Source organism: Caulobacter sp. GW821-FHT11A05 (genome assembly GCF_058809015.1).
This window is the reverse complement of sequence record NZ_JBXASF010000009.1, coordinates 51,332-74,191: the sequence shown is the minus strand read 5'-3', so window position 1 is coordinate 74,191 and position 22,860 is coordinate 51,332. Positions and strand designations below refer to the sequence as shown.

The 22,860-nt window shown below is 69.3% G+C and carries 24 protein-coding genes; 14 read left to right on the top strand and 10 right to left on the bottom strand.

Annotation, left to right across the window (positions count from 1 at the left end; translation table 11 throughout):
* Window positions 1-687, top strand: a complete 687-nt coding sequence (locus AC1RSK_RS14145; protein WP_492908359.1) for a response regulator transcription factor — start codon at window positions 1-3, stop codon at window positions 685-687.
* The gene (locus AC1RSK_RS14140; protein WP_492908204.1) at window positions 684-1,133 is read left to right on the top strand and encodes a hypothetical protein; all 450 of its coding nucleotides are present in this window, start codon (window positions 684-686) and stop codon (window positions 1,131-1,133) included. Before AC1RSK_RS14145 ends, AC1RSK_RS14140 begins: the two co-directional genes overlap by 4 nt.
* Window positions 1,134-1,137: 4 nt before the next feature.
* Here the strand turns inward: AC1RSK_RS14140 and AC1RSK_RS14135 are convergent, their stop codons facing one another.
* Entirely contained in the window at window positions 1,138-1,944 is an 807-nt protein-coding gene (locus tag AC1RSK_RS14135) for an exodeoxyribonuclease III (protein ID WP_492908203.1), read from the bottom strand.
* Window positions 1,945-2,266: 322 nt separating this feature from the next.
* Here AC1RSK_RS14135 and AC1RSK_RS14130 point away from each other — a divergent pair, with 322 nt between their 5' ends.
* The gene (locus AC1RSK_RS14130; protein ID WP_492908202.1) at window positions 2,267-4,144 is read left to right on the top strand and encodes a methyl-accepting chemotaxis protein; all 1,878 of its coding nucleotides are present in this window, start codon (window positions 2,267-2,269) and stop codon (window positions 4,142-4,144) included.
* A gap of 272 nt (window positions 4,145-4,416) precedes the next feature.
* Here the strand turns inward: AC1RSK_RS14130 and AC1RSK_RS14125 are convergent, their stop codons facing one another.
* The 3 genes from AC1RSK_RS14125 to AC1RSK_RS14115 all read right to left on the bottom strand — a co-directional run bounded on the left by AC1RSK_RS14125 (window position 4,417) and on the right by AC1RSK_RS14115 (window position 6,863).
* A complete protein-coding gene (locus AC1RSK_RS14125) occupies window positions 4,417-5,067 on the bottom strand; it encodes an outer-membrane lipoprotein carrier protein LolA (RefSeq protein ID WP_492908201.1) in 651 nt (216 codons plus the stop codon).
* Between the two features lie 138 nt (window positions 5,068-5,205).
* Window positions 5,206-5,988 (bottom strand): hypothetical protein, encoded by a 783-nt coding sequence (locus tag AC1RSK_RS14120; protein WP_492908200.1) that lies wholly within the window; start codon window positions 5,986-5,988, stop codon window positions 5,206-5,208.
* Window positions 5,985-6,863: an HpcH/HpaI aldolase/citrate lyase family protein gene (locus tag AC1RSK_RS14115; protein ID WP_492908199.1), complete on the bottom strand. Its 879-nt coding sequence runs from the start codon at window positions 6,861-6,863 to the stop codon at window positions 5,985-5,987. The genes AC1RSK_RS14120 and AC1RSK_RS14115 overlap by 4 nt, the downstream gene beginning before the upstream one ends.
* 134 nt (window positions 6,864-6,997) lie before the next feature.
* Between AC1RSK_RS14115 and AC1RSK_RS14110 the strand changes: the two genes are divergently transcribed.
* Window positions 6,998-7,378 carry a DUF2237 family protein gene (locus tag AC1RSK_RS14110; RefSeq protein ID WP_492908198.1) on the top strand — a complete coding sequence of 127 codons (381 nt, stop codon included), beginning with the start codon at window positions 6,998-7,000 and terminating at the stop codon, window positions 7,376-7,378.
* A gap of 31 nt (window positions 7,379-7,409) precedes the next feature.
* Here the strand turns inward: AC1RSK_RS14110 and thpR are convergent, their stop codons facing one another.
* Genes thpR through AC1RSK_RS14095 form a run of 3 tightly spaced genes read right to left on the bottom strand, consistent with a single transcriptional unit; the run spans window position 7,410 to window position 9,715 of the window.
* Window positions 7,410-7,946, bottom strand: coding sequence for an RNA 2',3'-cyclic phosphodiesterase (gene thpR / locus AC1RSK_RS14105; RefSeq protein ID WP_492908197.1), 537 nt, complete (start codon window positions 7,944-7,946; stop codon window positions 7,410-7,412).
* Window positions 7,947-7,978: 32 nt separating this feature from the next.
* Window positions 7,979-9,019, bottom strand: a complete 1,041-nt coding sequence (locus AC1RSK_RS14100; protein ID WP_492908196.1) for an aldo/keto reductase — start codon at window positions 9,017-9,019, stop codon at window positions 7,979-7,981.
* A gap of 45 nt (window positions 9,020-9,064) precedes the next feature.
* A complete protein-coding gene (locus tag AC1RSK_RS14095; protein WP_492908195.1) occupies window positions 9,065-9,715 on the bottom strand; it encodes an arylesterase in 651 nt (216 codons plus the stop codon).
* A gap of 74 nt (window positions 9,716-9,789) precedes the next feature.
* Here AC1RSK_RS14095 and AC1RSK_RS14090 point away from each other — a divergent pair, with 74 nt between their 5' ends.
* The 3 genes from AC1RSK_RS14090 (at window position 9,790) to AC1RSK_RS14080 (ending at window position 13,939) form a co-directional block, all read left to right on the top strand.
* Window positions 9,790-10,476: an ABC transporter ATP-binding protein gene (locus tag AC1RSK_RS14090; RefSeq protein WP_492908194.1), complete on the top strand. Its 687-nt coding sequence runs from the start codon at window positions 9,790-9,792 to the stop codon at window positions 10,474-10,476.
* Complete coding sequence (locus AC1RSK_RS14085; RefSeq protein ID WP_492908193.1) at window positions 10,473-13,061, top strand: ABC transporter permease; 2,589 nt, start codon at window positions 10,473-10,475, stop codon at window positions 13,059-13,061. The genes AC1RSK_RS14090 and AC1RSK_RS14085 overlap by 4 nt, the downstream gene beginning before the upstream one ends.
* A 122-nt stretch (window positions 13,062-13,183) precedes the next feature.
* Window positions 13,184-13,939 carry a Bax inhibitor-1/YccA family protein gene (locus AC1RSK_RS14080; protein WP_492908192.1) on the top strand — a complete coding sequence of 252 codons (756 nt, stop codon included), beginning with the start codon at window positions 13,184-13,186 and terminating at the stop codon, window positions 13,937-13,939.
* A gap of 55 nt (window positions 13,940-13,994) precedes the next feature.
* Here the strand turns inward: AC1RSK_RS14080 and AC1RSK_RS14075 are convergent, their stop codons facing one another.
* Window positions 13,995-14,330, bottom strand: coding sequence for a DUF2794 domain-containing protein (locus tag AC1RSK_RS14075; protein WP_492908191.1), 336 nt, complete (start codon window positions 14,328-14,330; stop codon window positions 13,995-13,997).
* A gap of 339 nt (window positions 14,331-14,669) precedes the next feature.
* On the opposite strand from AC1RSK_RS14075, the gene AC1RSK_RS14070 reads away from it, so the two are divergent.
* Complete coding sequence (locus AC1RSK_RS14070; RefSeq protein WP_492908190.1) at window positions 14,670-15,419, top strand: SDR family NAD(P)-dependent oxidoreductase; 750 nt, start codon at window positions 14,670-14,672, stop codon at window positions 15,417-15,419.
* A 108-nt stretch (window positions 15,420-15,527) separates the two neighbouring features.
* Here the strand turns inward: AC1RSK_RS14070 and AC1RSK_RS14065 are convergent, their stop codons facing one another.
* Both AC1RSK_RS14065 and acnA read right to left on the bottom strand, forming a co-directional pair.
* Entirely contained in the window at window positions 15,528-16,238 is a 711-nt protein-coding gene (locus AC1RSK_RS14065) for a DUF1223 domain-containing protein (protein ID WP_492908189.1), read from the bottom strand.
* Between the two features lie 118 nt (window positions 16,239-16,356).
* On the bottom strand, window positions 16,357-19,053 hold the full coding sequence (gene acnA / locus AC1RSK_RS14060) for an aconitate hydratase AcnA (protein ID WP_492908188.1): 2,697 nt from the start codon (window positions 19,051-19,053) through the stop codon (window positions 16,357-16,359).
* Between the two features lie 199 nt (window positions 19,054-19,252).
* Between acnA and ccmA the strand changes: the two genes are divergently transcribed.
* The 6 genes from ccmA (at window position 19,253) to AC1RSK_RS14030 (ending at window position 22,842) form a co-directional block, all read left to right on the top strand.
* A complete protein-coding gene (gene ccmA, locus AC1RSK_RS14055; protein WP_492908187.1) occupies window positions 19,253-19,858 on the top strand; it encodes a heme ABC exporter ATP-binding protein CcmA in 606 nt (201 codons plus the stop codon).
* On the top strand, window positions 19,855-20,520 hold the full coding sequence (gene ccmB, locus AC1RSK_RS14050) for a heme exporter protein CcmB (protein WP_492908186.1): 666 nt from the start codon (window positions 19,855-19,857) through the stop codon (window positions 20,518-20,520). The genes ccmA and ccmB overlap by 4 nt, the downstream gene beginning before the upstream one ends.
* A gap of 97 nt (window positions 20,521-20,617) precedes the next feature.
* A complete protein-coding gene (locus AC1RSK_RS14045; RefSeq protein WP_492908185.1) occupies window positions 20,618-21,388 on the top strand; it encodes a Spy/CpxP family protein refolding chaperone in 771 nt (256 codons plus the stop codon).
* 49 nt (window positions 21,389-21,437) lie between these two features.
* On the top strand, window positions 21,438-22,160 hold the full coding sequence (ccmC, locus tag AC1RSK_RS14040; protein WP_492908184.1) for a heme ABC transporter permease CcmC: 723 nt from the start codon (window positions 21,438-21,440) through the stop codon (window positions 22,158-22,160).
* A 2-nt stretch (window positions 22,161-22,162) separates the two neighbouring features.
* Complete coding sequence (gene ccmD, locus AC1RSK_RS14035) at window positions 22,163-22,321, top strand: heme exporter protein CcmD (protein WP_492908183.1); 159 nt, start codon at window positions 22,163-22,165, stop codon at window positions 22,319-22,321.
* Complete coding sequence (locus AC1RSK_RS14030; RefSeq protein WP_492908182.1) at window positions 22,318-22,842, top strand: DsbE family thiol:disulfide interchange protein; 525 nt, start codon at window positions 22,318-22,320, stop codon at window positions 22,840-22,842. The genes ccmD and AC1RSK_RS14030 overlap by 4 nt, the downstream gene beginning before the upstream one ends.
* Window positions 22,843-22,860: the final 18 nt, after the last annotated feature.

Genomic DNA, 22,860 nt, shown 5'->3' with positions numbered 1-22,860 from the left:
ATGGCGCAACGCAAGACCCTCCTGATCATCGACGACGACGACGACCTGCGCGGCGCGCTGTCGGAGCAACTTCGCCTGCACGAGGAGTTCACCACCCTCGAGGCCGGCACGGCGACCGAAGGCTCGGCCATCGCCAAGGAGGCGCGGCCGGACATGATCCTGCTCGACGTCGACCTGCCCGACATGGACGGCCGCGAGGCCTGCCGGCTGATGCGCAAGGCGGGCGTCACCGCCCCCATCGTCATGCTGACGGCCGCCTCGACGGATGCGGACACCATCCTTGGCCTGGAGTCGGGGGCCAACGGCTACCTGACCAAGCCTTTCCGCTTCGCCGTCCTGCTGGCCCACATCCGCGCCCAGCTGCGCAGCCACGAGGCCTCCGAGGACGCCGTCTTCCGCATCGGCCCCTATGAGTTCCGCCCGGCCGCCAAGCTGCTGGTCGACGACAAGGGCAAGAAGGTCCGGCTGACGGAAAAAGAGACCAACATCCTCAAGTACCTCTACCGCGCCGGCGCCAAGGCCATCGCGCGCGAGGAGCTGCTGACGGAAGTCTGGGGCTACAACGCCGGGGTGACGACCCACACCCTGGAAACCCACGTCTACCGGCTACGGCAGAAGATCGAGCCCGATCCCGGCCAGGCGCGGCTGCTGATCACCGAAGCCGGCGGCTACAGGCTGCAGCCGTGATCCGGCCGTTGCTGGCCTGCGGCTTGCTGCTGGCCAGTGGACTGGGCGCCGCCGCCCCGGCGGTCGCCTACAGCTGCATCATCACCTCGAAGCGGATACCGGAATCGCCGGAGCTGCGTTGCGAACGCCATCGGGCAATGATGACGGAGGCCGCCCTGGTGGCGGAGGCGGATGTGGTTTCCGCCCATCTCGATGGGGACTACGAGGTCGGTGAGGCGGTAGTTCGGCCTGTCAGGACGATCAAGGGGTCACCGCCCGCCGGCGATCTGCGCATGCCGATCTACAGCGACTCTCCTTACACTGAATGCCCGAGTTCCAATGTTCCGCCACTCGGCCGGTCGATCGTGATCGTGCAGCCTTCGCGGAGGGCGGTGGGGAACGACATCTTCCTCATGAGTCTCGAAGCCTTCGAGGTCGAGGAGAGGTTCTGCGCCGACCAGCGCTGAGCGATCAGATCATGAAGTCCGCCGTCACCGGCGCGTGGTCGCTCGGTTTCTCCCAGCCGCGCACATCCTCATGCACCTTCGAGATCGCCTTGCCGGTGTGGAAGGCGGCGCCCCGCAGGCCGGGGCTGATCAGGATGTGGTCCAGGCGCAGGCCGCGGTTCGAGGCCCGGAAGTCGACGGCGCGGTAGCTCCACCAGCTGGCCAGTTTTTCCGACGGCGGCACCACCTCGCGCGGCAGGTCGATGAACTGGTTGGAAGCGATCAGGCCCTCCATGGCCGCGACCTCGACGGGCGTGTGGCTGACCACCTTGGACATGTATTTGTGGTTCCAGACGTCGTGCTCGCCGTGCGCGACGTTGAGGTCGCCGGTGACGATCAACGGATTGCGCGGGTCGCGCCTGGCGAACTCGGCGGTCAGCTTCTCGAAGAAGTCGAGCTTGTGGTCGAACTTGGGGTTCAGCTCGCGGTCGGGAACGTCGCCGCCGGCCGGGATGTAGAAGTTCTGGATCTCGACGCCGCCGACCATGGTCCCGACACAGCGGGCGTGGCCGTTCTTGCAGACGTCGAGCGGCGGGGAATCCTCCAGCGGCAGGCGCGAGATGATGGCCACCCCGTGCCAGCCCTTCTGGCCGTGGATGCGGAAGTGGCGGTAGCCGAGCGCCTCGAACATCTCACGCGGGAACTCGTGCGCCTGGCACTTGATCTCCTGCAGGGCGATGACGTCGGGGGCGATCTCGTCGACCATCCGGCCGATCAGGTCGCCGCGCGGGCGGACGGAGTTGATGTTCCAGGTGGCGAGTCGAAGGCGCATGGACGGTAGGTAGCGGCTGGAGGCGGTCGCCGCCACGGCTTTCCCGATCGGTAGTCGGCGCCAAGGTTCGGCCAATCTGACACAGGGCCTGCTGAAGATAGGGCAGGATGTCGATCAACATCCAGGTGAACCACCGAAGTTGTGCGCTCGAAGAAATTCGTTCCAAGCCGCGCTACTCCGCCGGCATCGCAGCAGCGATGCGACAATTTCACAGTTATGGCGCCGTTCCTCGGAAAGGAATTTTTAGCCGTTCCAGTCGAAATCTGTACGGCGTGCGGCGTCCAGCCAGCCGGCGGGCGCATCGCGCCGCGCGGAGGCGACGATGAACTTCGACAATCTCAAGCTGGGAACCAAGACCCTCATTCCCCTGATCGGAATGGCGGTGCTGTTCGCCGCGGTCATCGCCGTCGGCGCCATGAAGTTGAGCGAGCTTTCGCACCGCTACGGCCAGATCACCAGCGGCGTCGATCCGGCGATTCTCCGGCTGGCCAACGCCGCCCAGATCACCAACCGGCTGGGTCGAAACGCCTACCAGTCGATGAACTACGACCCCGCGACGCCGCGCGGCGCCCAGGTGCTGGCCGACTTCCAGGCCGCCAAGGTCGAAGGCGACCAGGCCTTCGACGACGCCATCCGCCTGAATCCCGCCAAGGCCAGGCAGTACCGCGCCTTCAAGGAGCGGTTCGACCGGGTCTACGAGGCCACAAAGAGGCCGGTCGCCATCGGCAGCACCTTTCCAAGCCTCACCGCCATCGGGACCTTCACGCCGGAAAACCTCGACCAGCTCGCCCTTGGCGCAACTGCCATGGCGGAGAACGATGTCGAGCTGACAGCGCTCGCCGCGGATCTCCACAGCTTCAACGTCGGGCTGGAAGCGGAGAACGCCAAGGCGATCGAGGCCCTGCGCCAGGATTCGGCCTTCACGATCGTGGCGATGCTGGTCGTCGGCCTGCTGTCGGTTCTCGCCGGGCTCGGGCTGAGCGCCTGGATCGTCAGCGCCAAGGTCGCGGCGCCCCTGGTGCGCCTCGGCGAGCAGATGAAGCGGCTGGCCGGTGGCGAGCTGTCGCTGGACGTCGAGGGTCAGGCGCGGCGGGACGAGGTCGGCGCCATGGCCAAGGCCGTCCAGGTGTTCAAGGACAACGCCCTGCGGGGTCGGGCGATGGAGGAGGAGGCGCGCGGCCTTCGCGAGACTTCGGAGGCGCAGCGCGCGGCGACCGAGCAGGAGCGGGCGGCCAGGGCCGCCGAGCTGACGCGGGTCGTGCAGGCTCTGGCCGGCGGTTTGCAGAGTCTGGCCGACGGGGTGCTGACCCACCGCCTGGATACCGCCTTCAGCGACGAGTACGAGCAGCTGCGGCGCGACTTCAACGCCGCCGTCGACAAGCTCCGGGCGGCTCTCGGCGCGGTCGTCACCTCGGTTCAGGGCATCAAGCATGGGGCCGGCGAGATCAGCCAGGCGGCCGATGACCTGTCCCGCCGCACCGAGCAGCAGGCGGCCAGTCTCGAGGAGACCGCGGCGGCGCTGGACGAGATCACCGCGACCGTGCGCCGGACCGCCGACGGCGCCAGGAACGTTCAACAGGTTGTCCGGCGCGCCAAGACCGAGGCGCAGACCTCGGGCGAGATCGTGGTCAAGGCGGTGGAGGCCATGAGCGCCATCGAGCGCTCCTCTGGCGAGGTCAACCAGATCATCGGCGTGATCGACGAGATCGCCTTCCAGACCAACCTCCTGGCCCTGAACGCCGGCGTCGAGGCGGCCAGGGCCGGCGATGCGGGCAAAGGTTTCGCCGTGGTCGCCTCCGAGGTCCGCGCCCTGGCCCAGCGCTCGGCGGAGGCCGCCAAGGAAATCAAGGCCCTGATCTCGGTATCGACGGGTGAGGTCGGGCAGGGCGTCGAATTTGTCGGTGAGGCCGGCAAGGCGCTGCAGCGCATCGCCCAACAGGTGTCGCAGATCGACGACGTGGTCGAGGAGATCGTCCACTCGACCCATGAACAGGCCACCGGTCTGGCCCAGGTCAACACCGCCATCAACCAGATGGACCAGGTCACGCAGCAGAATGCGGCCATGGTCGAGGAATCCACGGCCGCCAGCCACACCCTCTCGCGGGAGGCTGTGACCTTGACCGAACTGACCCTTGGATTCCAGGTCGGCCGCCCGGAGGACGCGGCCGGAGTCCGCGGGCATCGGGCGCGTGCCGCCTAGACCTCAGGCCGGCGGTCAGGGAATTCGCCCGGCGCTGTTAAGCGCCGGCCCCCGTCTTCCAAAGAAAAACGCCCGGCGCGATGACGCGCCGGGCGGGGAAAAGTTGTCTCTCATGCCGCCGCCGGGAGGGGATAGGTTTCCGGCACGGTCCGCGGGCGGCGCGAGGTCGGACGCGCCAACCGCCATGTGTTGCATTAGAACAACTTCAACGTGGAAACGTCAACGACATTTCGGTGAAGATTTGGCTGTGCCCCACAGGACACAGTTTTGATTCAGGGCCGACCGGTCTTCTTGGCTGGCGGGAAGGGGGTGGCGAACAGCTTGGCGTCGAGGCCGGCGGTGCGTTCCAGGCTGGTCAGCCGCACCCGGGTCGAGCCCTGCACCGTGGTCACCACCCAGCCCATCAGGCTGACCGGGCTGTCGGTGAAGTTCATCGTCAGGCTGCCGCGCGTCTGCTTGCGACCGTCGGCCATGGTCAGGGAGAAGCCGCCGTCCAGCCTGCTGACCCGGGTGATGACCACGCCTTTGTCGAGCCGAACGTCCTGGGCCAGGAACAGCGCCAGCGGCGTCTGGCCGAGCGGATAGCGGTTGACCGTCTTCAGCCGGGTGTCGGCCTCGGAGACGAAGCGGCCGTCGGAGACCAGCAGCTTGCTGGCCGGGGCGTCGTAGGCGAAGCGGGCCTTGCCCGGCCGCTGCAGGTAGAAGCTGCCTTGCGTCTGGGTCCCGCGCGGATCGGTCTGGATGAAGCGGCCCTTGGCCGAGTCCAGTCCCTGCAGGTAGGTGGTGGCCTTGTCGACCAGCGCCCTGTCCTCCGCCGACAGGGGCGCGGCGAAGGCCGCGCCGGCGAGGCCGGCGGCGGCCAAACCAGCGGGAAGGGCGATCAGGCCGGCAAGCGTCGCGCGGCGGTTCAGGTCATGGGTCATGTCGGCCCTAAAGTCGTTGGTCGTCCTTCGGGTTGCAACATGGTGTTGCTTGGAGGCGAAAACACGGCCCCTAAACCTATAAGACCGCTCATCCCGGCGAATGCCGGTATGAGCGGATCATAGGAGAGGGAAGGGCGCTCAGTTCCGCCGAAGGGTCACCGTCCGGTTGGTCCCCGCCTCCCACAGCGTCCCGCCCCAGCCGCCGCTCGTCGGCTCCAGCTGCAGCACCGAGGCCTCCCGCGCCCCGCGCGGCGTGAAGCGGATGTCGACCCCGCCGGTCGCGGTGCGCGAGATGCTGTCGACCAGACCCACCTGGCCGGCCGGCTGGCCCGGCTTCATCGACCGCCAGGCGCCCTCCAGCAGGATGGCCCCCGTGCCCTTGTCGACCAGCTGCAGCCCGTACAGCGTCCGCCCGTCCGGCCCGCGCAGCACCCAACCGCCGTCCAGCGGCCCCTGCAGCCCCTGGGCGGCGTTCAGCCCGCCCCGGATGCGGCTCTCATAGGCCTGCTCGACCGGCGTCGGCGGGGCCTCGGGGGTGCGGTACAGCTCGTCGATCATCACCGGCCGGTCCAGCTGCGGCAGGCGCGAAACCGGCGGCGGCGGACTGAAGGGGGTCGGGGCCGCATAGGCCGGCGCGGGCGTGTAGGTCGATGGCGCCGCCGGCTCCGGCAGCGAACCGGCCTCGCCCGGATCCTCGGCGTCGCCATCGGCGCTTTCGTCCTTGGCCTGGGACTGGGCTGCGGCGTCCGGCTCCGCCTCGGGAGACGTCGCCGTCGGCGACTCCGCCGCGTCGTCGTCCATGCCCTGCTGGGCGGCCAGGCCCGACAGCACATCGCCGATCGGGTCGGCCGACTGCTCCTGGGCCAGGACCGGCCCGGCCAGCAGCGCCATCATAGCGGCAAGAGCCAGCCCGCCCCTCATGCCGCGTCCGCTTCCGCGATGGCTTCCGACACCGCCACCAGCCGCCGCGCCTGGTCCAGATGCAACAGCTCGGCCATCCGGCCCTCGACACGGATCGCCCCCTTGCCGGCGTTTTCCGGCAGGGCGAAGGCGGCGATGACGCTGCGCGCCCAATGGACCTCGCCGGGAGCCGGCGAGAACACCAGGTTGCAGGGTTCGATCTGTTTGGGATGGATCAGCGTCTTGCCGTCGAAGCCGAACTGAACGCCCTGCTCACAGACGGCGACCAGACTCTCGACGTTGTCGATGTCGTTGTGCACCCCGTCGAGGATGGTCAGGCCATGGGCCCGCGCCGCCGCCACCGACAGGCTCAGCGGCCCCCAGAAGGGCGCGCGATCGGCCGTCTGATGACAGCGCATCTCCTTGGCCAGGTCGTTGGTGCCCATCACCCAGGTCGTCAGCCGGCTGTCCTTCGCCGTGGCGGCGATCTCGTTGAGGGCGAACAGGGCGGCGCAGGTCTCGATCATCGCCCACAGCTTTGTGGCCGCTGGCGCCTTTTCGATGGCGGCGTCATAGGCTTTCACGTCGGCGGCGCTGCTGACCTTGGGAACCAGGATGGCGTCGGCTCCCGCGCCCGCCGCCACCGCCAGGTCGGCGGCCCCCCAGGGGGTGTCCAGGCCGTTCACCCGAATGACAATCTCGCGCCGGCCGAAGCCGCCGGCCTTGACCGCCTCGACCGCCTGCATCCGGGCGGTTTCCTTGGCCTCGGGCGCGACGGCGTCCTCCAGGTCCAGGATGACCACGTCGCACGGCAGGGTCCGCGCCTTCTCGATGGCTTTCGCGTTCGAGGCCGGCATGTAGAGGGCGCTGCGGCGGGGACGGGGGGTGTCGGTCATCGGGTCGGGGCGGGCTCATTCTGGCGCGGTCGGGGTCGCAACCTCCTTAGCCGTGCAGGCCCCGTGCCGCCAGACCGCAAAGCCGGCTCGCGCCCCCTCTGGCGGCTCTGCCTCGATGAGCGCAGGATGGGCCCATGACCCGCTACGACCCCGATGCCCTCAATGTGCTGGGCGGCGAACTGATCCCCTGTTCGCTGGACCCGGTGACCGGTTTCTACCGCAACGGCTGTTGCGAGACCGGGCCGCAGGACACCGGACTGCACACCGTCTGCGCGGTGATGACCGCCGATTTCCTCGCCTACAGCGCCCGGCAGGGCAACGACCTCTCCACCCCGCGCCCGGAGTACGGCTTCGCGGGCCTCAAGCCCGGCGACCGCTGGTGCCTCTGCGCCCCGCGCTGGAAAGAGGCGTTGGACGACGGCTGCGCCCCCCAGCTGGTGCTGGAATCGACGCATGAGGAGACCTTGGCGATTGTCCCGCTGGGGGTGCTGAAGGACCACGCGGTGAAGGTGTGACCCCAGATCCACGCTCACCAGCTTAGGATGTTCACCGCAGCCGATAGTCCCCCTCCAGCCGATACGCCGACCCGTCGCGCGTCCGATGGCTGGAATACAGTCCGAACCGTTTCACGGTGAAGACCGGGCTGTGCAGCAGGTTGTTGGCCGCCTCCCAGTCCATCACCGCCCCGGCGTCCGGCCGCTTGAGGTAGGCCAGGGTCACATGCGGCCGGTAGAGCCGCGTATCCGCCGCCAGTCCCGCCCGCCGCGCGGCGCTCTCGCAACGCTTCTGCAGCCGGATCAGGGCGGCGTTTTCCGACACCCCGGCCCAGATGGCGTGGATGTCCGCCGCCTCGCCGAAATGGCCGACCCCGGTCAGCTCCAGCTCGAACGGCTCACAGACGATGGCCGACAGCTCGGCGTCGAGGTCGGCGGCCTTGTTCTCCGCCAGGTCGCCAACGAACCTGAGCGTGATGTGCAGCTGCTCGGCCGTGCGCCAGCCGGCGCCGTTGAGGCCCGTCTGATGCTCGGCCAGACCCTGGGCGATGTCCCAGGGAATGGCGATAGCGGTGAAAAGTCGAAGCATGGAATCTGCCGGTCTGTCCGGCTGTCGAGCCCCTATGGGCAAGGGTTGGGACGCTCCACGTGCAGCGCATCGACCGCCTTGTCCAGCGCCGGTGTCCATTCGTAGTCGAAGGCGTCGATGTCGGTGGTCAGCTGGGCCATTGAGGTGGCCCCGATGATGGTCGAGGTGACGAACGGCCGGCTGTCGCAGAACTTCAGGGCCAGGGTGGCCGGGTCGATGCCATACTCGGCCGCCAGCGCCACATAGCTTCGGATCGCTTCCTGCGACCCCGGCCCATCGTAGCGCTGCATGCGGTTGTACAGGGTCTTGCGGGCCCCCGGCGGCAGGGCGCCGTCCAGGTACTTGCCGGTCAGCGCCCCCTGGGCCAGCGGCGAATAGGGCAGCAGGCCTACCTCCTCGCGCATGCCGACCTCGGCCAGGCCGTACTCATAGACCCGGTTGACCAGGCTGTAGGCGTTCTGGATCGAGGCGACGCGCGGCAGTCCCAGCCGATCGGCGACCTCGATGAACTTCATCACCCCCCAGGACGTCTCGTTGCTCAGGCCCACGGCGCGGATGCGGCCGGCCTTCACATGGGCGTCGAGCGCCGAGAGGATGGCCTCGAACCCCTCGTAACCCGGCGCGTAGTCGCGAAAGGTCATGCCGCCGAAAATCTGTACCGGCCGGTCAGGCCAGTGCAGCTGGTAGAGGTCGATGTAGTCTGTCTGCAGTCGCTTGAGGGAGGCCTCGACCGCCTCGTCGATTTGCGCCTTGGTCTGCGTCGTCGGCGAGCCGTCGGCCCGCAGCCAGGTCATCGGCGAGCGCCCGGCCACCTTCGAGGCCAGCACCACCTGGTCCCGCTTTCCCGTCCTCGCGAACCAGCTGCCGATGTGCCGCTCGGTCGAGCCTTGCGTCTCCGGCGTCGGCGGCGAGGCGTACATCTCGGCCGTGTCCCAGAAGTTCACCCCGCGTTCGAGCGCGTGATCCATCTGTTCGTGCGCCTCGGCCTCGCTGTTCTGCGAGCCCCAGGTCATGGTGCCCAGGCAGCACCGCGACACCGAAATGCCCGTGCGTCCGAGTTGTGAATACTGCATGCGCCCCTCTATCCCCTGAAATTCAAACGGTTCGGTCCGGTGGACCTAACCCAAAGCCCGCGCCACCACCGGCGCCAGGCCGCGGACGATGATCCGCACCCCTTCGGCGTTCGGGTGGATGCCGTCCCGCTGGTTCAGCCGCGGAATGCCGCCCACTCCGGCCAGCAGGTTGGGGTAGATGGCCACCCCGTGCTTTTTGGCCAGGGTCGGAAAGATCGCCGAGAAGTCCCGCGCGTAGCTGCGGCCCAGAGCCGGCGGCGGCGCCATGCCGGCCAGCACCACCTTGATGCGCCGCGCCTGCAGCTTGCCGATGATACGGTCGAGGTTGCTGCTGGTCCGCTTCGGGTCCAGCCCTTGCAGCAGGTCATTGCCGCCGAACGCCACCACGCAGACCGAGGTGTCGGCCTGGACGCTGAAGTCGACCCGCGCCAGCCCGGCCGCCGAGGTGTCGCCCGACACCCCCGCCCCGCGCACCTTCACGTTTCTGCCCAGCCGCTTCAGCTCGGCCTCCAGCATGGCCGGCAGGGCGAGGTTGCGCGGCAGGCCCAGGCCCGCCGTGATGCTGTCGCCTAGCACGGTGACGATGCGGGGCTTGCCCTGGGCCAGCGCCGGCCCGGCCGGCAGCAGCGCCAGGCCGGCCAGCGCGGCGCGTCTCGTCAGCGGACGCGTGAAAGATCGTTCAGGTGTGTTCGCCATCTCAGCGCCCTATGTAGGTGAGGTCATCGCTTTCCCAAACGCTTCCTCCCCGTTTCAACAGGCCGACTCCAAATATGTTCGACGCCCAGACGACGACCCCGCCGCTTCGGCTTGAAGCGGTCACCCTGACCCTGCCCTCGGCGGCCGGGCCGGTGGAGATCCTCAAGGGCGTCGACCTCGACGTCGCCCCTGGAGAACGGGTGGCCGTGGTCGGCCCTTCGGGCTCGGGCAAGTCGTCGCTGATCGCCGTGGCGGCGGGACTGGAGCGGCCGACCAGCGGGTCGGTGGCCTTGTTCGGACAGGACATGGGCAAACTGTCGGAGGACGGCCGGGCGAAACTGCGGCGGGCCCAGGTCAGCTTGGTGTTCCAGAGCTTCCACCTGCTGCCCAACATGACCGCCCTGGAAAACGTCTCCACCCCGCTGGAGATCGCCGGCCGCAAAGGCGCCGACGAGACGGCCCGCCAGTGGCTGGCCAAGGTCGGCCTGGCGGAACGCTTGACCCACTACCCGCACCAGCTGTCGGGCGGCGAGCAGCAGCGCGTCGCCCTGGCCCGCGCCCTGGCCGTTGAGCCCAAGCTCCTGTTCGCCGATGAGCCGACCGGCAACCTCGACGGCGTCAACGCCCACGCCGTCGCCGACCTGATGTTCGACCTCGTCGCCCAGACCGGCGCCGCCCTGGTCCTGGTCACCCACGACGCCCATCTGGCGGCGCGGGCCGATCGCACGGTGACCATGGGCGACGGGCGGATCGTGGCGTGAGCCTGCCGCTCTCCTTCCGCTTCGCCGCCCGTGAACTGCGCTCCGGCGTCGCCGGATTCCGCATCTTCCTGGCCTGCCTGGCGCTCGGCGTCGCCGCCATCGCCGCCGCCGGCTCGACGGCCGAGGCCTTCCGTCAGGGCCTGGCCACCCAGGGCCGTGAAATCCTCGGCGGCGACCTGCGGGTCAGCGTCGAGGACCGCCGCTTCACGCCGCGGGAGCGGGCGACGTTCCAGGCCATGGGGACCACCGTCTTCTCCGCCGGCCAGGCCGCCATGGCCGAGGCCCCGAACGGCGAGCGGCGCCTGGTCGAACTGCGCGGGGTCAGCCCCGGCTACCCTCTGGTCGGCAAGGTCCAGCTGACCGGCGCGCCGACCTTGGACGCCGCCTTCGCCCCCGAAGGCGACGCTACCGGCGCCGCCATCGAACAGGCCCTGTTCGACCGCCTGGGCCTCAAGCTCGGCGACCATTTCCTGATCGGCGAGGCCAAATTCGTCGCCCGCGCCGTCCTCGTCTCCGAACCCGACCGCCTGGGCCGCGGCTTCAGCATGGCCCCCCGGGTCCTGACCAGCCTGAAGGCCGTCGAGGACGGCGGCTTCCTGGCCGAGGGCCTGCCCGACCGCGGCGAGACCGCCCGCATCGCCCTGCCGAAAGGGGCCGACGCCAACGCCGCCGCCCGCGTCCTCGATCCCCAGCGCCCCAAGGACGGTCTCGGCCAGCGCCGCCCGGGCGGGCGCCAGGCGGGCCCGCCGCGTCGCGGCCCGGCCGTGGGCGGCCTGGAGGTCCGCACACGCGACGAGGCCGCCAACGGCGTCAAACGGCTGATCGACCAGCTGGAATACTTCCTCGGCTTCATCGGACTGGCCTCCCTGGTGGCCGGCGGCCTCGGCGTCGCCGGCGCCGTCGGCGCCTATCTGGAGGCCCGCAAGCCCTCCATCGCCACGCTCAAGGCGCTCGGCGCGCAGGGGGTGCTGATCCGCAACATGTACCTGATCCAGGTCGCCGTCCTGGCCCTGCTCGGGGTCGGCATCGGCCTGGCCATCGGGGCCAGCGCCCCGCTGATCCTCGGCGAGCTGGCCAAGGACAAGCTGCCGATCCCGGCCCTGTTCGCCGTCTATCCCATGCCCCTGTTGAAGGCCGCCGCCTTCGGCCTGCTGGCCGCCGCCGCCTTCAGCCTCGTGCCCCTGGCCCGGGCCCGTTCCACGCCGCCCTCGGCCCTGTTCCGCCGTGACCTGGCCGGCCGGGTCGGCTGGGGCCTGGAGACCTGGGCCACGGTCCTGGCGGGCCTGGGCCTCGCCGGCCTGGCCGTGATCACCGCCCCGACCCCGTTGTCGGCCATCGTCATGATCGTCGGGGTCGCCTTCGCCTTTGGCCTGCTGGCCCTGCTCGGCCGCGCCGCCGCCTGGCTTGCCGGCAAACTGCGCCGCTTCGCCAGCGGCCCCTGGCGCATCGGCCTGGCCAACCTCTCCGGCCCGCGCTCGGCCGCCCGCACCGCCTCTCCGGCCATCGGGCTGGGCGTCGCCCTGCTGGCCTCGGTGGTGCTGATCCAGTCGAGCCTCCTGGCCCAGGTCAGCGAGGTGGCCCCCAAGACCGCCCCCTCGGTGGTCTTCCTCGACGTGCCCGGCGAGCGCATCGACGCCTTCGACACCACGGTCCAAAAGGCGTTCGGCGTTCCCCTGACCAAACAGAACTTCCTGCGCTTTCCCTTCGTCACCGGCCGCATCGTCGGGGTGAAGGGCCAGCCGGTCGACCTCTCCAAGGTCAAGGACAGCGAGCGCTGGGCCTACGACAACGACCTGCAGATGAGCGTCTTCGCCACCGAGCCCGACGACGCCGGGGTGAAAGAGGGAAGCTGGTGGAAGGCGAGCGAGGCGACGCCCCAGGTGGCCATGGAGATTGACGCCGCCAAAGGCGCCGGCCTCGCCGTCGGCGACGCCATCACCGTCAATGTGCTGGGTCGCGACATCGAGGCCCGCGTCGCGGTGCTGCGCAAGGTCGAGTGGGGCGGCTTCAGCCCGGCCTTCACCATCATCATGAACCCCCAGGCGTTGGAGGGCGCCGGCATGCGCTGGATCGCCATCGCCAAGGCCAGCGCCGCCCAGGAACAGGCCGCCACCCGGGCGCTCGGCGGCGAGTTCGCCGAGGTCAACGTCATCAGCGTCCGCGAGGGGCTGGCCCAGGCCGTCGAGATGTTCGACCGCCTCAGCCTGGCGGTGCGCGGCGCGGCCGGCGTCGCCGCCCTGGCCGGGCTGCTGGTGCTGGCCGGGGCCATCGCCGCCGGAGCCAGGGCCCGGGCCCGTGAGGCGGCGACCTTGAAGGTGCTGGGCGGCTCGCGCGGCCAGATCCTGCTGGCCTATGGGGTCGAGTACGGCGCCGTCGGCCTGATCGCCGGGGTGTTCGGGGTGGCGCTGGGCTATGCCGCCGCCTGGCCGGTGGTGGTGGTGATCTTCGAGGCGACCTGGAGTGTCGACTGGAGCGGCGTGGTCACCCTGGTCGGCGGCGCGGCGGCCCTGGCGGCCGTCGGTGGCCTGTTGGCGGCGGCCCAGGCGCTGTCGCGCCGGCCTGCCCCCGTTTTGAGGACAGAATAAGGGCCGATATCCAATGCCCGAAACCTGTGGCGGTTCAGTATGCCCCTTGCGTCAAACCGCCACAGCCCCGATATTTGCTGCAACGACCTCATTCCGGGGTCGAGTGTAAAGGGTGTTTTTCAATGAGCGACTTCGAACGCGGTACTGCGCGCTCGATCCCGCACACCGCCGACATGTCGGTGGACGCCGGTCTTCGCGCCTTCATGCTGGGCGTCTATAACAAGATGGCCCTCGGCCTCGTGGTCTCGGCCGGCCTGGCCTACGCCGTGGCCAACTTCGCGCCGTTGCGCGACCTGCTCTACGTCGTCAATCCGGTGACCGGCGCCTTCGCTGGCTACCAGATCCTCGGCGTGGTCCTGGCCTTCGCGCCGCTGGTCCTGCTGCTGGCCGCCGGCTTTATGATGAAGAACGTCACCCCGGCCAGTTCCGGGGCCCTCTACTGGACGGTGGTCTCGGTTATCGGCGCTTCGGGCGCGGTCTGGGTGCTGCGCTACACCGGCGCCTCACTGGCCTCGACCTTCCTGATCACGGCGACGGCCTTCGGCGCCCTCAGCCTGTTCGGCTACACGACCAAGAAGGATCTGAGCGGGATCGGCACCTTCCTGATCATGGCCACCTGGGGCCTGCTGGTCGCCGTCATCGCCACCTGGTTCTTCCGTTCGCCCATGCTGACGATGATCGTCTCGGCGGCCGGCGTGCTGATCTTCGCGGGCCTCACCGCCTACGACACCCAGCGCCTGAAGATGACCTACTACGAAGTGGGCGGTGACGCGCAGTCCACGGCGGTCGCGACCAACATCGGGGCGCTGCACCTCTACCTGGACTTCGTGAACATGTTCCAGTTCCTGCTCATGCTGCTGGGCGGCCGCCGCGACTAATTCAGCGCGGACCGGAAAACGATCGAGGCCCTGGCGGAAACGCCGGGGCCTCTTTTTATTCCACCACCTGAAACTTCCGGGATTCGAACAGTCGCAGCACCTGGGCCAGCTCGTGCCCGCGCCGCAGGATCATGCCGCCCTGGCCGATCACCGACCAGGCGCCTTGCTTTCGCGCCAGGTCCGGCTGCTTTTCGATGCGGTACAGCGGCTGCTCGGAGGCCCGCCGGAAAATACAGAAGACGGCGCGTTCGCTTAAGCCCGCGATGGCGTAGTCGCGCCACTCGCCGGCCGCCACCATCCGCCCGTACAGGCGCATGATGAGGTCCAGTTCCCGGCGCTCGAAGAAGACCGATACGCCGGGCGGGGACTGGTATGTCGGATCAAGGCTCATCGACATCCTCAGCCTAGACCCAAATCAGCGGGTTTGGCGAGGGGCCGGGTTGGTTTGTGTGAACACTGACATATGGCGCCGCGCAATGACCCCATTTGCGACCAACCCCCGCCTGCTTCGGGCTCGATAAGGTGAGTGTCGGCTGATCGAAGCGGCTACGGCTTCGGTACCTGAACAGCCCCCCCAGCCCCCACCGGGGCCGTGGATCGCACCAAGCGGTCAGCCGACGACCAACTATAAGAGAAGCCCGCGTCGCACCCCTCCCCCCCTGGCGACGCGGGCTTTTTCTTTGCCTGACGCAACGGTCACCTGTTTCCATTCCGGAAAAGGGAGATCGCCATGGCCAGTCCTGAAGGGGCCAGACTTGCAGGCCGCCGCGCCATCGTCACCGGCGCCGCCAGCGGCATCGGCCGCGCCACCGCCGAACTGTTCGCCGCCGAAGGAGCCCGGGTGCTGGCCGTCGACCGGCCGGACGCCAACCTCAGCTTCGACCATTCGGCCATCGTCGCCTTCGGCCAGGACATCGGCGAGGACGCCGCCCCGGACCAGATCGTCGGCAAGGCCGTCGCCGAGTTCGGCGGTCTCGACATCCTCTACAACAACGCGGGGATCAGCCACGGCGCCCCGGTGGCCGACACCACCGATGAGGCCTTCGACCGGCTGGTGGCCATCAACCTGCGGGCGGGTTTTCGCCTGTCGCGCGCCGCCACGCCGCATCTGGTGGAGAGTGGCAAGGGCCGGCTGATCTTCACCGCCTCGATCATGGCCCGCCACACCGACAACGGCCTGGTCGCCTATTCGGCCTCCAAGGCGGGCGTGGTCGGGATGATGCGCACCTTCGCCCTGGAACTCGGCCGCCATGCGGTGACCGCCAACGCCATCCTGCCCGGCGCCATCGCCACCGGCATGACCGCCGCCAGCTTCCAGCGCGAGGAGGTGACGGCCGTCTGGGCTAAGAAGGCGGCGCTCAAGCGCCTGGGCCAGCCCATCGACATCGCCCGCGCCGCCCTGTTCCTGGCCAGCGACGACGGCGGTTTCGTGACGGGGCAGGCGCTGGGCGTGGACGGCGGCCTGATGCTGCGGGTTTAGGCCGGCGGGGTGACTGTCCTCCGGCGTAGCCGGATGACTGTCACCGTCACCGCTGGACGGTGACAGTCACGCTGCGCGAGACAGTCACCGGCGCCAGCGCCCGCCCCGTCAGGACGCCTTCTCCGCCAGCACGCCAAGAATCCGCCCGCCCTTGGCCGCCTGAACGATGACCACCGTCTTCAGTCCCTCCTCGGTCGCCTTGGGCGGCTTGTAGGCGTTGGGCCGGCCGTACCAGGGGCCCAGCCGGGCCACCTGCCGCACGACGTTCTTATGGACCATGGCCTCGCCGCGATTGTCGCCCTTCTTCGGCGTGATCTCGACGGCGCGGGGGTCGTAGCGGATCAGCCAGACGTCGGCCCCGCCGCGCGGCGCGGGCCCGGAGCCGACGGCGACGCGGCCGTTCTGCATGAACAGCATGTCCGGCGGATTGTGCGGCCCGCGGGCGGCCTGGGCGACTAGGGCGTCGACCTTGTCGGCCCGCACGCCGCCGGTCTGGAAGCGGCCGTCGACCACCACCTGCGGGGTATAGACCTCGCGCACCGCCAGCTTGCGGGCATAGGCCTTCTGGCGCTCGGCGAAGGCCGGCTGGGCGAAGGTGTCGCGCCAGCCCAGGTAGTCCCAGTAGTCGACCGCGAAGGTCAGGGCCAGCACGCCGGGCTCATCAGCAAGCTGGGCCAGGTGGGTGTTGGCGGCGCGGCAGGACGAGCAGCCCTGGGCCGTGAACAGCTCGACAACCACCGGCGGCTTCGGCGCCGGGGCGGCGGGAGCCGAGACCGGGACGAGCACCAGCAATGCGAGGAGGGGGAGGAAACGCCTCATGGATCGCACTTAACCGGAACCCGAAGCCAAGTTGGCTTCACGAGGCCGTGAGAGTCTCTCGCAAACAAAAACCCTCCCCGTTTCCGGGGAGGGTTTGAGCAGATCAGGGCTGAAAACCCTACGCCGCCGGCTTGGCCAGGTTGCGCAGGACGTAGTTCAGGACGCCGCCGTTCTTGAAGTAGTCGAGCTCGGTCGGGGTATCGATGCGGCAGCGGACCGGGAAGCGGGCGATGCGGCCGTCCGAGGGGCGGTACAGCTCGACGATCAGCTGCTTGCGGGGGCTGAGGTCCTGCAGGCCGCGGATCGAGACGATCTCTTCACCGGTGAGGCCCAGGCGCTGCCAGCCGTCGTTGAGGAACTGCAGCGGCAGAACGCCCATGCCGACCAGGTTGGAGCGGTGGATACGCTCGAAGGTCTCGGCCACCACGGCGCGGACGCCGAGCAGCTTGGCGCCCTTGGCCGCCCAGTCGCGGCTGGAGCCGGTGCCGTATTCCTTGCCGGCGAAGACGACCGCCGGACGGCCCTCCTCCTGGTAGCGCATGGCCGCGTCGTAGATCGGCATGGTCTGGCCCGACGGGAAGTGCTTGGTGACGCCGCCTTCGATGTCCGGGGTGATCTTGTTGCGGATGCGGATGTTGGCGAACGTGCCGCGCATCATCACCTCGTGGTTGCCCCGACGGCTGCCGTAGCCGTTGAAGTCCTCGAAGCGGACCTGGTGGTTCAGCAGGTACTCACCGGCCGGGCTGGCCTTCTTGATCGAGCCGGCCGGGCTGATGTGGTCGGTGGTGATGCTGTCGCCGAACACGCCCAGGATCCGGGCCTCGACGATGTCGGTGACCGGCGCGGGGTGCATGTCCATGCCGGTGAAGTAGGGCGGGTTCTGCACATAGGTGCTGCCCATGTCCCAGGCGTAGGTCTGGCCGCCGGTGACCTTGATCGCCTGCCAGTTCTTGTCGCCGGTGAAGACGTCGCCATAGCGTTCGGCGAACATCTTGCTGGTCACCGACTTCTTCTGCAGGGCGGCGATGTCGGCGTTGGTCGGCCAGATGTCCTTCAGGAAGACATCCTTGCCCTTCTTGTCCTGGCCCAGCGGCTGGGTCAGCAGGTCGATGCGCATCGAGCCGGCAAGCGCGTAGGCGACGACCAGTGGCGGGCTGGCCAGGTAGTTGGCCCGCACGTCGGGGTTCACCCGGCCTTCGAAGTTGCGGTTGCCCGACAGCACCGAAGCGGCGACCAGGTCGCCGTCCGAGATGGCGGCCGAGACCGCTTCCGGCAGCGGGCCCGAGTTGCCGATGCAGGTGGTGCAGCCGTAGCCAACCAGGTTGAAGCCGAGCGCGTCGAGGTGCTTCTGCAGCCCGGCCTTGGCCAGATAGTCGGTGACCACCTGCGAGCCGGGGGCCAGGGAGGTCTTCACCCAGGGCTTCACAGTTAGGCCCTTGGCAAGGGCGTTCTTGGCCAGCAGGCCGGCGGCGATCAGCACCGAGGGGTTGGAGGTGTTGGTGCAGCTGGTGATGGCGGCGATGACCACGTCGCCGTGGCCGACGTCGAACTTCTCGCCGGCGACCGGAACGCGCACGTCGGCGCCTTCCTTCTTGCCGAACTCACCGGCCAGGGACTCTTCGAAGGCGGCGGCGGCGCTGGACAGCAGCACCTTGTCCTGCGGGCGCTTGGGGCCGGCCAGCGAGGGCAGCACGTCGTCCAGGGCCAGTTCGAGCACGTCGGTGAACTCGGGCTCGGGGGCCGACGGGTCGAACCACATGCCCTGCGCCTTGGCGTAGGCTTCCACGAGGTTGACGCGGGCCGGATCGCGGCCGGTGGCCTTCAGGTAGTCGACGGTCGCCTGGCTGACCGGGAAGAAGCCGCAGGTGGCGCCGTACTCGGGGGCCATGTTGGCGATGGTCGCCTGGTCCTCGATGGTCAGGTTCGCCAGGCCATTTCCGAAGAACTCGACGAACTTGCCGACCACGCCCTTCTTGCGCAGCATCTGGGTGACGGTCAGCACCAGGTCGGTGGCGGTCGCGCCTTCCGGCAGGGCGCCGGTCAGGCGGAAGCCGATGACTTCCGGGATCAGCATCGGGATGGCCTGGCCGAGCATGGCTGCCTCGGCCTCGATGCCGCCAACGCCCCAGCCCAGGACGGCCAGGCCGTTGACCATGGTGGTGTGGCTGTCGGTGCCGACGACGGTGTCGGGGTAGGCCACTTCATCGTCGTGGCCGGCGTCCTTGGCGGTCCAGACGGTCTGGGCCAGGTATTCCAGGTTCACCTGGTGGCAGATGCCGGTGCCGGGGGGCACGACGCGGAAGTTGTTGAAGGCCGAGCTGCCCCAGCGCAGGAAGTTGTAGCGCTCGAGGTTGCGCTCATACTCGATGGCGACGTTGTCGGCGAAGGCCTTGGCGTTGCCGAAGTGGTCGACCATCACCGAGTGGTCGATGACCAGGTCGACGGGGATCAGCGGGTTGATCTTGGTCGGGTCGCCGCCGAGGGCGGTCATGGCGTCGCGCATGGCGGCCAGGTCGACGACGGCCGGCACGCCGGTGAAGTCCTGCATCAGCACCCGGGCCGGGCGGAAGGAGATTTCATGCTGCACCGCGCCGCGGTTCTGCACCCAGGCGGCCATGGCCTGGAAGTCGGTTCCGTCGGTCTCGGCGCCGTCTTCGTTGCGCAGCAGATTCTCCAGGAGGACCTTGAGGGAGACGGGCAGACGCGAAATACCGGACAGACCAGCCTCTTCCGCGACGGGCAGGCTGTAGTAGACGTAGGTCTTGCCGCCGACGCTGAGCGTACGGCGGACTTGCAGGCTGTCGATGGACGCCATTGGTGGGAGTGCCTTTCCTGTTCAGGACCGCCCGAAAACCGCTTCCGGGATCGCGCGCACCTCGCGAGGGACGCACAGGGTCCCAGGCGGCGCCGCGTACACCCCCGCGTGCGCGCGGGGGGTCGGTCGGGGGCTGTCTACTCCCGGTTTCGGCAAACGTCCATGCCGGCGCCAGGGTCTTCTTATGTCGGCTGGCGGCATGATCTCCGCCCTCGTGGTCAAAGGCCTGTCGGTGCAGCGCGGCGAGCGGATTCTGTTCCGCGATCTGGCCTTCAGATTAGCCGTCGGCGAGGCCATCGCCCTGACCGGCGCCAACGGCTCGGGCAAGACCAGCCTCTTGCGCGCCATCGCCGGTCTGCTGCGCCCGGCGGCCGGCGAGATCGTCTTCGAAGGGGCCGCCGAGGCCGACGCGGCCCGGCATGAGGCCGTCCACCTGCTCGGCCACGCCGACGGTCTGAAGGGCGGTCGCACGGCCCTGGAGGAACTGAGTTTCCAGGCCGCCTGGCTGGGCGGCGACGACGAGGGCGTGGCCCGGGCCATCGAGCAACTTTCATTGACGCCATTGCTCGACCTGGAGGTCCGCCGCCTGTCGGCCGGCCAGCGCCGCCGGCTGGCCCTGGCCCGGCTGATCGCCGCGCCCCGGCCCCTGTGGCTGCTCGACGAGCCGATGGCCCCGCTCGACGCCGCCCGCCGCGCCCTGCTGGCCAGGATGATGCAGACCCACCTGGCCGGCGGCGGCCTGATCCTGGCGGCGGTGCACGATCCCCTGCCGATCCCGGTCACGGTGCTGGAGATCGGCGCATGAGGCCGCTCTTCATCCTGCTCGGCCGCGAGCTGGCCCTCGGCTGGGGCCGGGGCGGCGGACCGCTGCCGGCCCTGGCCTTCTACGCCGCCATCACCGTCCTGTTGCCGCTGGCGGCCGGGCCCGACACCAGCCGCCTGGCCCCCGTCGCCACCGGCGTGGCCTGGATGGCCCTGGCCCTGGCCAGCCTGCTCTCCCTCGAAAGACTGTTCGAGCGCGACTTCGAGGACGGCGGCCTCGACCTGTTGATGACTGGGCCGGCCCCGCTGGAGCTGGTCTGCGCCGTCAAATGCCTGGCCCAGTGGATCGCCACCGGCGCGCCCCTGGCCCTGGCCGCGCCGGTGGCGGCGGTGATGCTCGGGGCCCCGCTGAGCGCCGCCCCGATGATCCTGGCCTGCGCCCTGGCCGGGGGCCTGGCCTTCGTCTTCGTCGGCGGCATCGGCGCCGCCCTGGCGCTGGGCGCCCGGCGCGGCGGCCTGCTGGTGGCGGCGATCGTCCTGCCGCTGTTCAGCCCGCCGGTGATCTTCGGCGGCGCCGCCCTCTACGCCGACCAGCTGGGCTCGGGGGCCGGCGGCGGCCTGCTGCTGCTGCTCGGCTGGACGGCCGGGGCGGTGGCGTTGTCGCCCCTGGCCATGGCGGCGGCATGCCGCAACGCCGTTCAGTGAACGCTACAGGACGGCAACAAATGTGGCGAAATCAGACATCCGCCTGCCACATCGCCCCTTCAACCTGCGGCCATAGACATCGGGGAGACCTCACCACATGAACAAAATTCTTCGACATGCCGGCCTGCTGGCCAGCGCCGCCTTCGTCCTCACCGCCGGCGGTTCGGCATTGGCGGGCGAACCCGCCAAGAAGGCCGGCGAAGCCAAGGTCGAGCGCAAGGTCATCATCATGAAGGACGGCGAACAGGTCGTCGTCTCCGGCAACGACGCCGGCCGGCCGATGCCGATGCGCAAGCACATGGACCCGGCCGCCCGCGCCGACCACATGCGCACCATGCTGCAGCTCCGTCCCGAGCAGGAACCGGCCTTCAAGGCCTTTCTCGAGGCGACCAAGCCGCAGATCCACAAGTTCGAGATGAAGCACGGCGAGGACGGCAAGCCGCCAGAATTGCCGCCTGGGCCGCCGAAAATGCTGACCACGCCGGAACGTCTCGATCATGAGGCCAAGATGATGGCGGAGCACCAGGCCGCCTTTCAGAAGCGCGCCGCCGCCACCCGCGCCTTCTACGGCCAGCTCAGCCCCAGCCAGCAGAAGGTGTTCGACACCCTGCACGCCCATCACGGTGGCGGCCGGCACATGAAGATCATCCGCCGCGGCGGTCCCGGTGGTCACCCAGGAGGTTTTGGGGGCGGCGGTCATGGCGACCACATGTTCATGCGTCACGGCGGCCCTGACGGCGGCCCGCCGGCGCCCGGCGGCCTGAGCTGGAACGATGAGGATGGCGAGGATTTCGCCATGCTGGACGGTGAGGACATGGATGTTCAGGTCATCATCGACGGCGAAGAGGTCGTCGGCGACGACGACTAAGGGAATACCGAACCTTGCCCGCCGTCTCTGGCCCCTTTAGACGGCGGGCATGGTCTCTTTCCTGACCAATCCCAGGTCTTTCATGGCCTTCTCGCGGATCGCCGCGCCGGTGCTCGGCGTGGCGACTGTCTGCGCCTTCGCGCTCGGCCTCTACCGCACCTTCACCGTCCCCGAGGACGCCCTGCACGGCGACACCGTGCGGATGATGTTCATCCATGTGCCTGCCGCCTGGCTGGCCATGTTCGCCTATGCCTGCCTTGGCGTCGCCAGCCTGCTGAACCTGGTCTTCCGCCAGGCCCTGGCCGACCTGGCGGCCCGCGCCAGCGCCCCGCTCGGAGCCGGCTTCACCGCCCTGGCCCTGGCCACCGGCTCGCTCTGGGGCCGGCCGACCTGGGGCACCTGGTGGGAGTGGGATGGGCGGATGACCTCGGTGCTGGTGCTGTTCCTGCTGTGGCTGGCCTACATCGCCCTGCGCGCCGCCATCGACGACGAGGCCCGCGCCGCCAGGGCCGGGGCCATCCTCGCCCTAGTCGGCGTCGTCAACCTGCCGATCATCCACTACTCGGTCTACTGGTGGAACAGCCTGCACCAGGGCTCCTCCACCCTTGGGGCCGACAAGGGCGACGCCCTGCCGCCAGTCTATGGCGCGACGCTCGGCATCATGGGCCTGGCCTATCTGGGGCTGTTCGGAGCCCTGTGGCTGACCCGCATCCGCACCGAGGTGCGCCTGCGCCGGCTGCGCGCCGCCGCCCTGCGCGCGGCGGAGGACTGACCATGTTCGACTTCGAGTTCGGTCAATACGCACCCTACATCTGGAGCGCCTTCGCCCTGACCGGCGCCGTGCTCGGCTGGATGATCGTCGACACCCTCCTGGCCGCCCGCCGCGCCGCGTCCCAGGCCAAGGCCAAGGGCCTGGAGGACGACTGGGCGTGAAACGCCTGACCCTGAAGCAACTGGCGGCCCTGCTGCCGCTGATCGCCCTGGTCCTGCTGGCGGGCGTGTTCGCCGGCAAATCCCTGTGGCGCGACACCCAGGTCGAGACCCACGCCATGGTCGGCAAGCCGCTGCCGGCTGTGATGCTGCCGGGCCTCGACGGCGCCGCGCCCGGCCCGGTGAGGGCTGGAGGCGGCCCCTACCTGGTCAACTTCTTCGCCAGCTGGTGCCCGCCCTGCATCGTCGAGCACCCGCAGCTGATGGCCCTGAAGGCCGAGGGGATCACCATCGTCGGCGTCGCCTACAAGGACGATCCGAGCAAGTCGCGCGCCTTCATCGCCGAGCACGGCGACCCCTTCGCCACCGTCCTGATCGACCGCGACGGCCGGGCCGGCATGGAGTTCGGGGTCACCGGCCCGCCGGAAACCTATCTGATCTCCTCCGACGGGATCATCCTCGCCAAACACATCGGCGAACTGGATGAGAAGGCGGCGCGAACCCTGCTTGCCAAGGCGCGTTAAGGTTTCGCTAACCATAAC

Bases quoted from the DNA above. Each gene is read 5' to 3' on its own strand.
- AC1RSK_RS14095 (WP_492908195.1), bottom strand. From the start codon at position 9,715: ATGGCGAACACACCTGAACGATCTTTCACGCGTCCGCTGACGAGACGC.
- AC1RSK_RS14090 (WP_492908194.1), top strand. From the start codon at position 9,790: ATGTTCGACGCCCAGACGACGACCCCGCCGCTTCGGCTTGAAGCGGTC.
- AC1RSK_RS14065 (WP_492908189.1), bottom strand. From the start codon at position 16,238: ATGAGGCGTTTCCTCCCCCTCCTCGCATTGCTGGTGCTCGTCCCGGTC.
- thpR (WP_492908197.1), bottom strand. From the start codon at position 7,946: ATGCTTCGACTTTTCACCGCTATCGCCATTCCCTGGGACATCGCCCAG.
- acnA (WP_492908188.1), bottom strand. From the start codon at position 19,053: ATGGCGTCCATCGACAGCCTGCAAGTCCGCCGTACGCTCAGCGTCGGC.
- AC1RSK_RS14070 (WP_492908190.1), top strand. From the start codon at position 14,670: ATGGCCAGTCCTGAAGGGGCCAGACTTGCAGGCCGCCGCGCCATCGTC.
- AC1RSK_RS14145 (WP_492908359.1), top strand. From the start codon at position 1: ATGGCGCAACGCAAGACCCTCCTGATCATCGACGACGACGACGACCTG.
- AC1RSK_RS14135 (WP_492908203.1), bottom strand. From the start codon at position 1,944: ATGCGCCTTCGACTCGCCACCTGGAACATCAACTCCGTCCGCCCGCGC.
- ccmC (WP_492908184.1), top strand. From the start codon at position 21,438: ATGGTCTCTTTCCTGACCAATCCCAGGTCTTTCATGGCCTTCTCGCGG.
- AC1RSK_RS14115 (WP_492908199.1), bottom strand. From the start codon at position 6,863: ATGACCGACACCCCCCGTCCCCGCCGCAGCGCCCTCTACATGCCGGCC.
- AC1RSK_RS14075 (WP_492908191.1), bottom strand. From the start codon at position 14,330: ATGAGCCTTGATCCGACATACCAGTCCCCGCCCGGCGTATCGGTCTTC.
- AC1RSK_RS14045 (WP_492908185.1), top strand. From the start codon at position 20,618: ATGAACAAAATTCTTCGACATGCCGGCCTGCTGGCCAGCGCCGCCTTC.
- AC1RSK_RS14130 (WP_492908202.1), top strand. From the start codon at position 2,267: ATGAACTTCGACAATCTCAAGCTGGGAACCAAGACCCTCATTCCCCTG.
- ccmA (WP_492908187.1), top strand. From the start codon at position 19,253: ATGATCTCCGCCCTCGTGGTCAAAGGCCTGTCGGTGCAGCGCGGCGAG.
- ccmD (WP_492908183.1), top strand. From the start codon at position 22,163: ATGTTCGACTTCGAGTTCGGTCAATACGCACCCTACATCTGGAGCGCC.
- AC1RSK_RS14080 (WP_492908192.1), top strand. From the start codon at position 13,184: ATGAGCGACTTCGAACGCGGTACTGCGCGCTCGATCCCGCACACCGCC.
- ccmB (WP_492908186.1), top strand. From the start codon at position 19,855: ATGAGGCCGCTCTTCATCCTGCTCGGCCGCGAGCTGGCCCTCGGCTGG.
- AC1RSK_RS14100 (WP_492908196.1), bottom strand. From the start codon at position 9,019: ATGCAGTATTCACAACTCGGACGCACGGGCATTTCGGTGTCGCGGTGC.
- AC1RSK_RS14125 (WP_492908201.1), bottom strand. From the start codon at position 5,067: ATGACCCATGACCTGAACCGCCGCGCGACGCTTGCCGGCCTGATCGCC.
- AC1RSK_RS14110 (WP_492908198.1), top strand. From the start codon at position 6,998: ATGACCCGCTACGACCCCGATGCCCTCAATGTGCTGGGCGGCGAACTG.
- AC1RSK_RS14120 (WP_492908200.1), bottom strand. From the start codon at position 5,988: ATGAGGGGCGGGCTGGCTCTTGCCGCTATGATGGCGCTGCTGGCCGGG.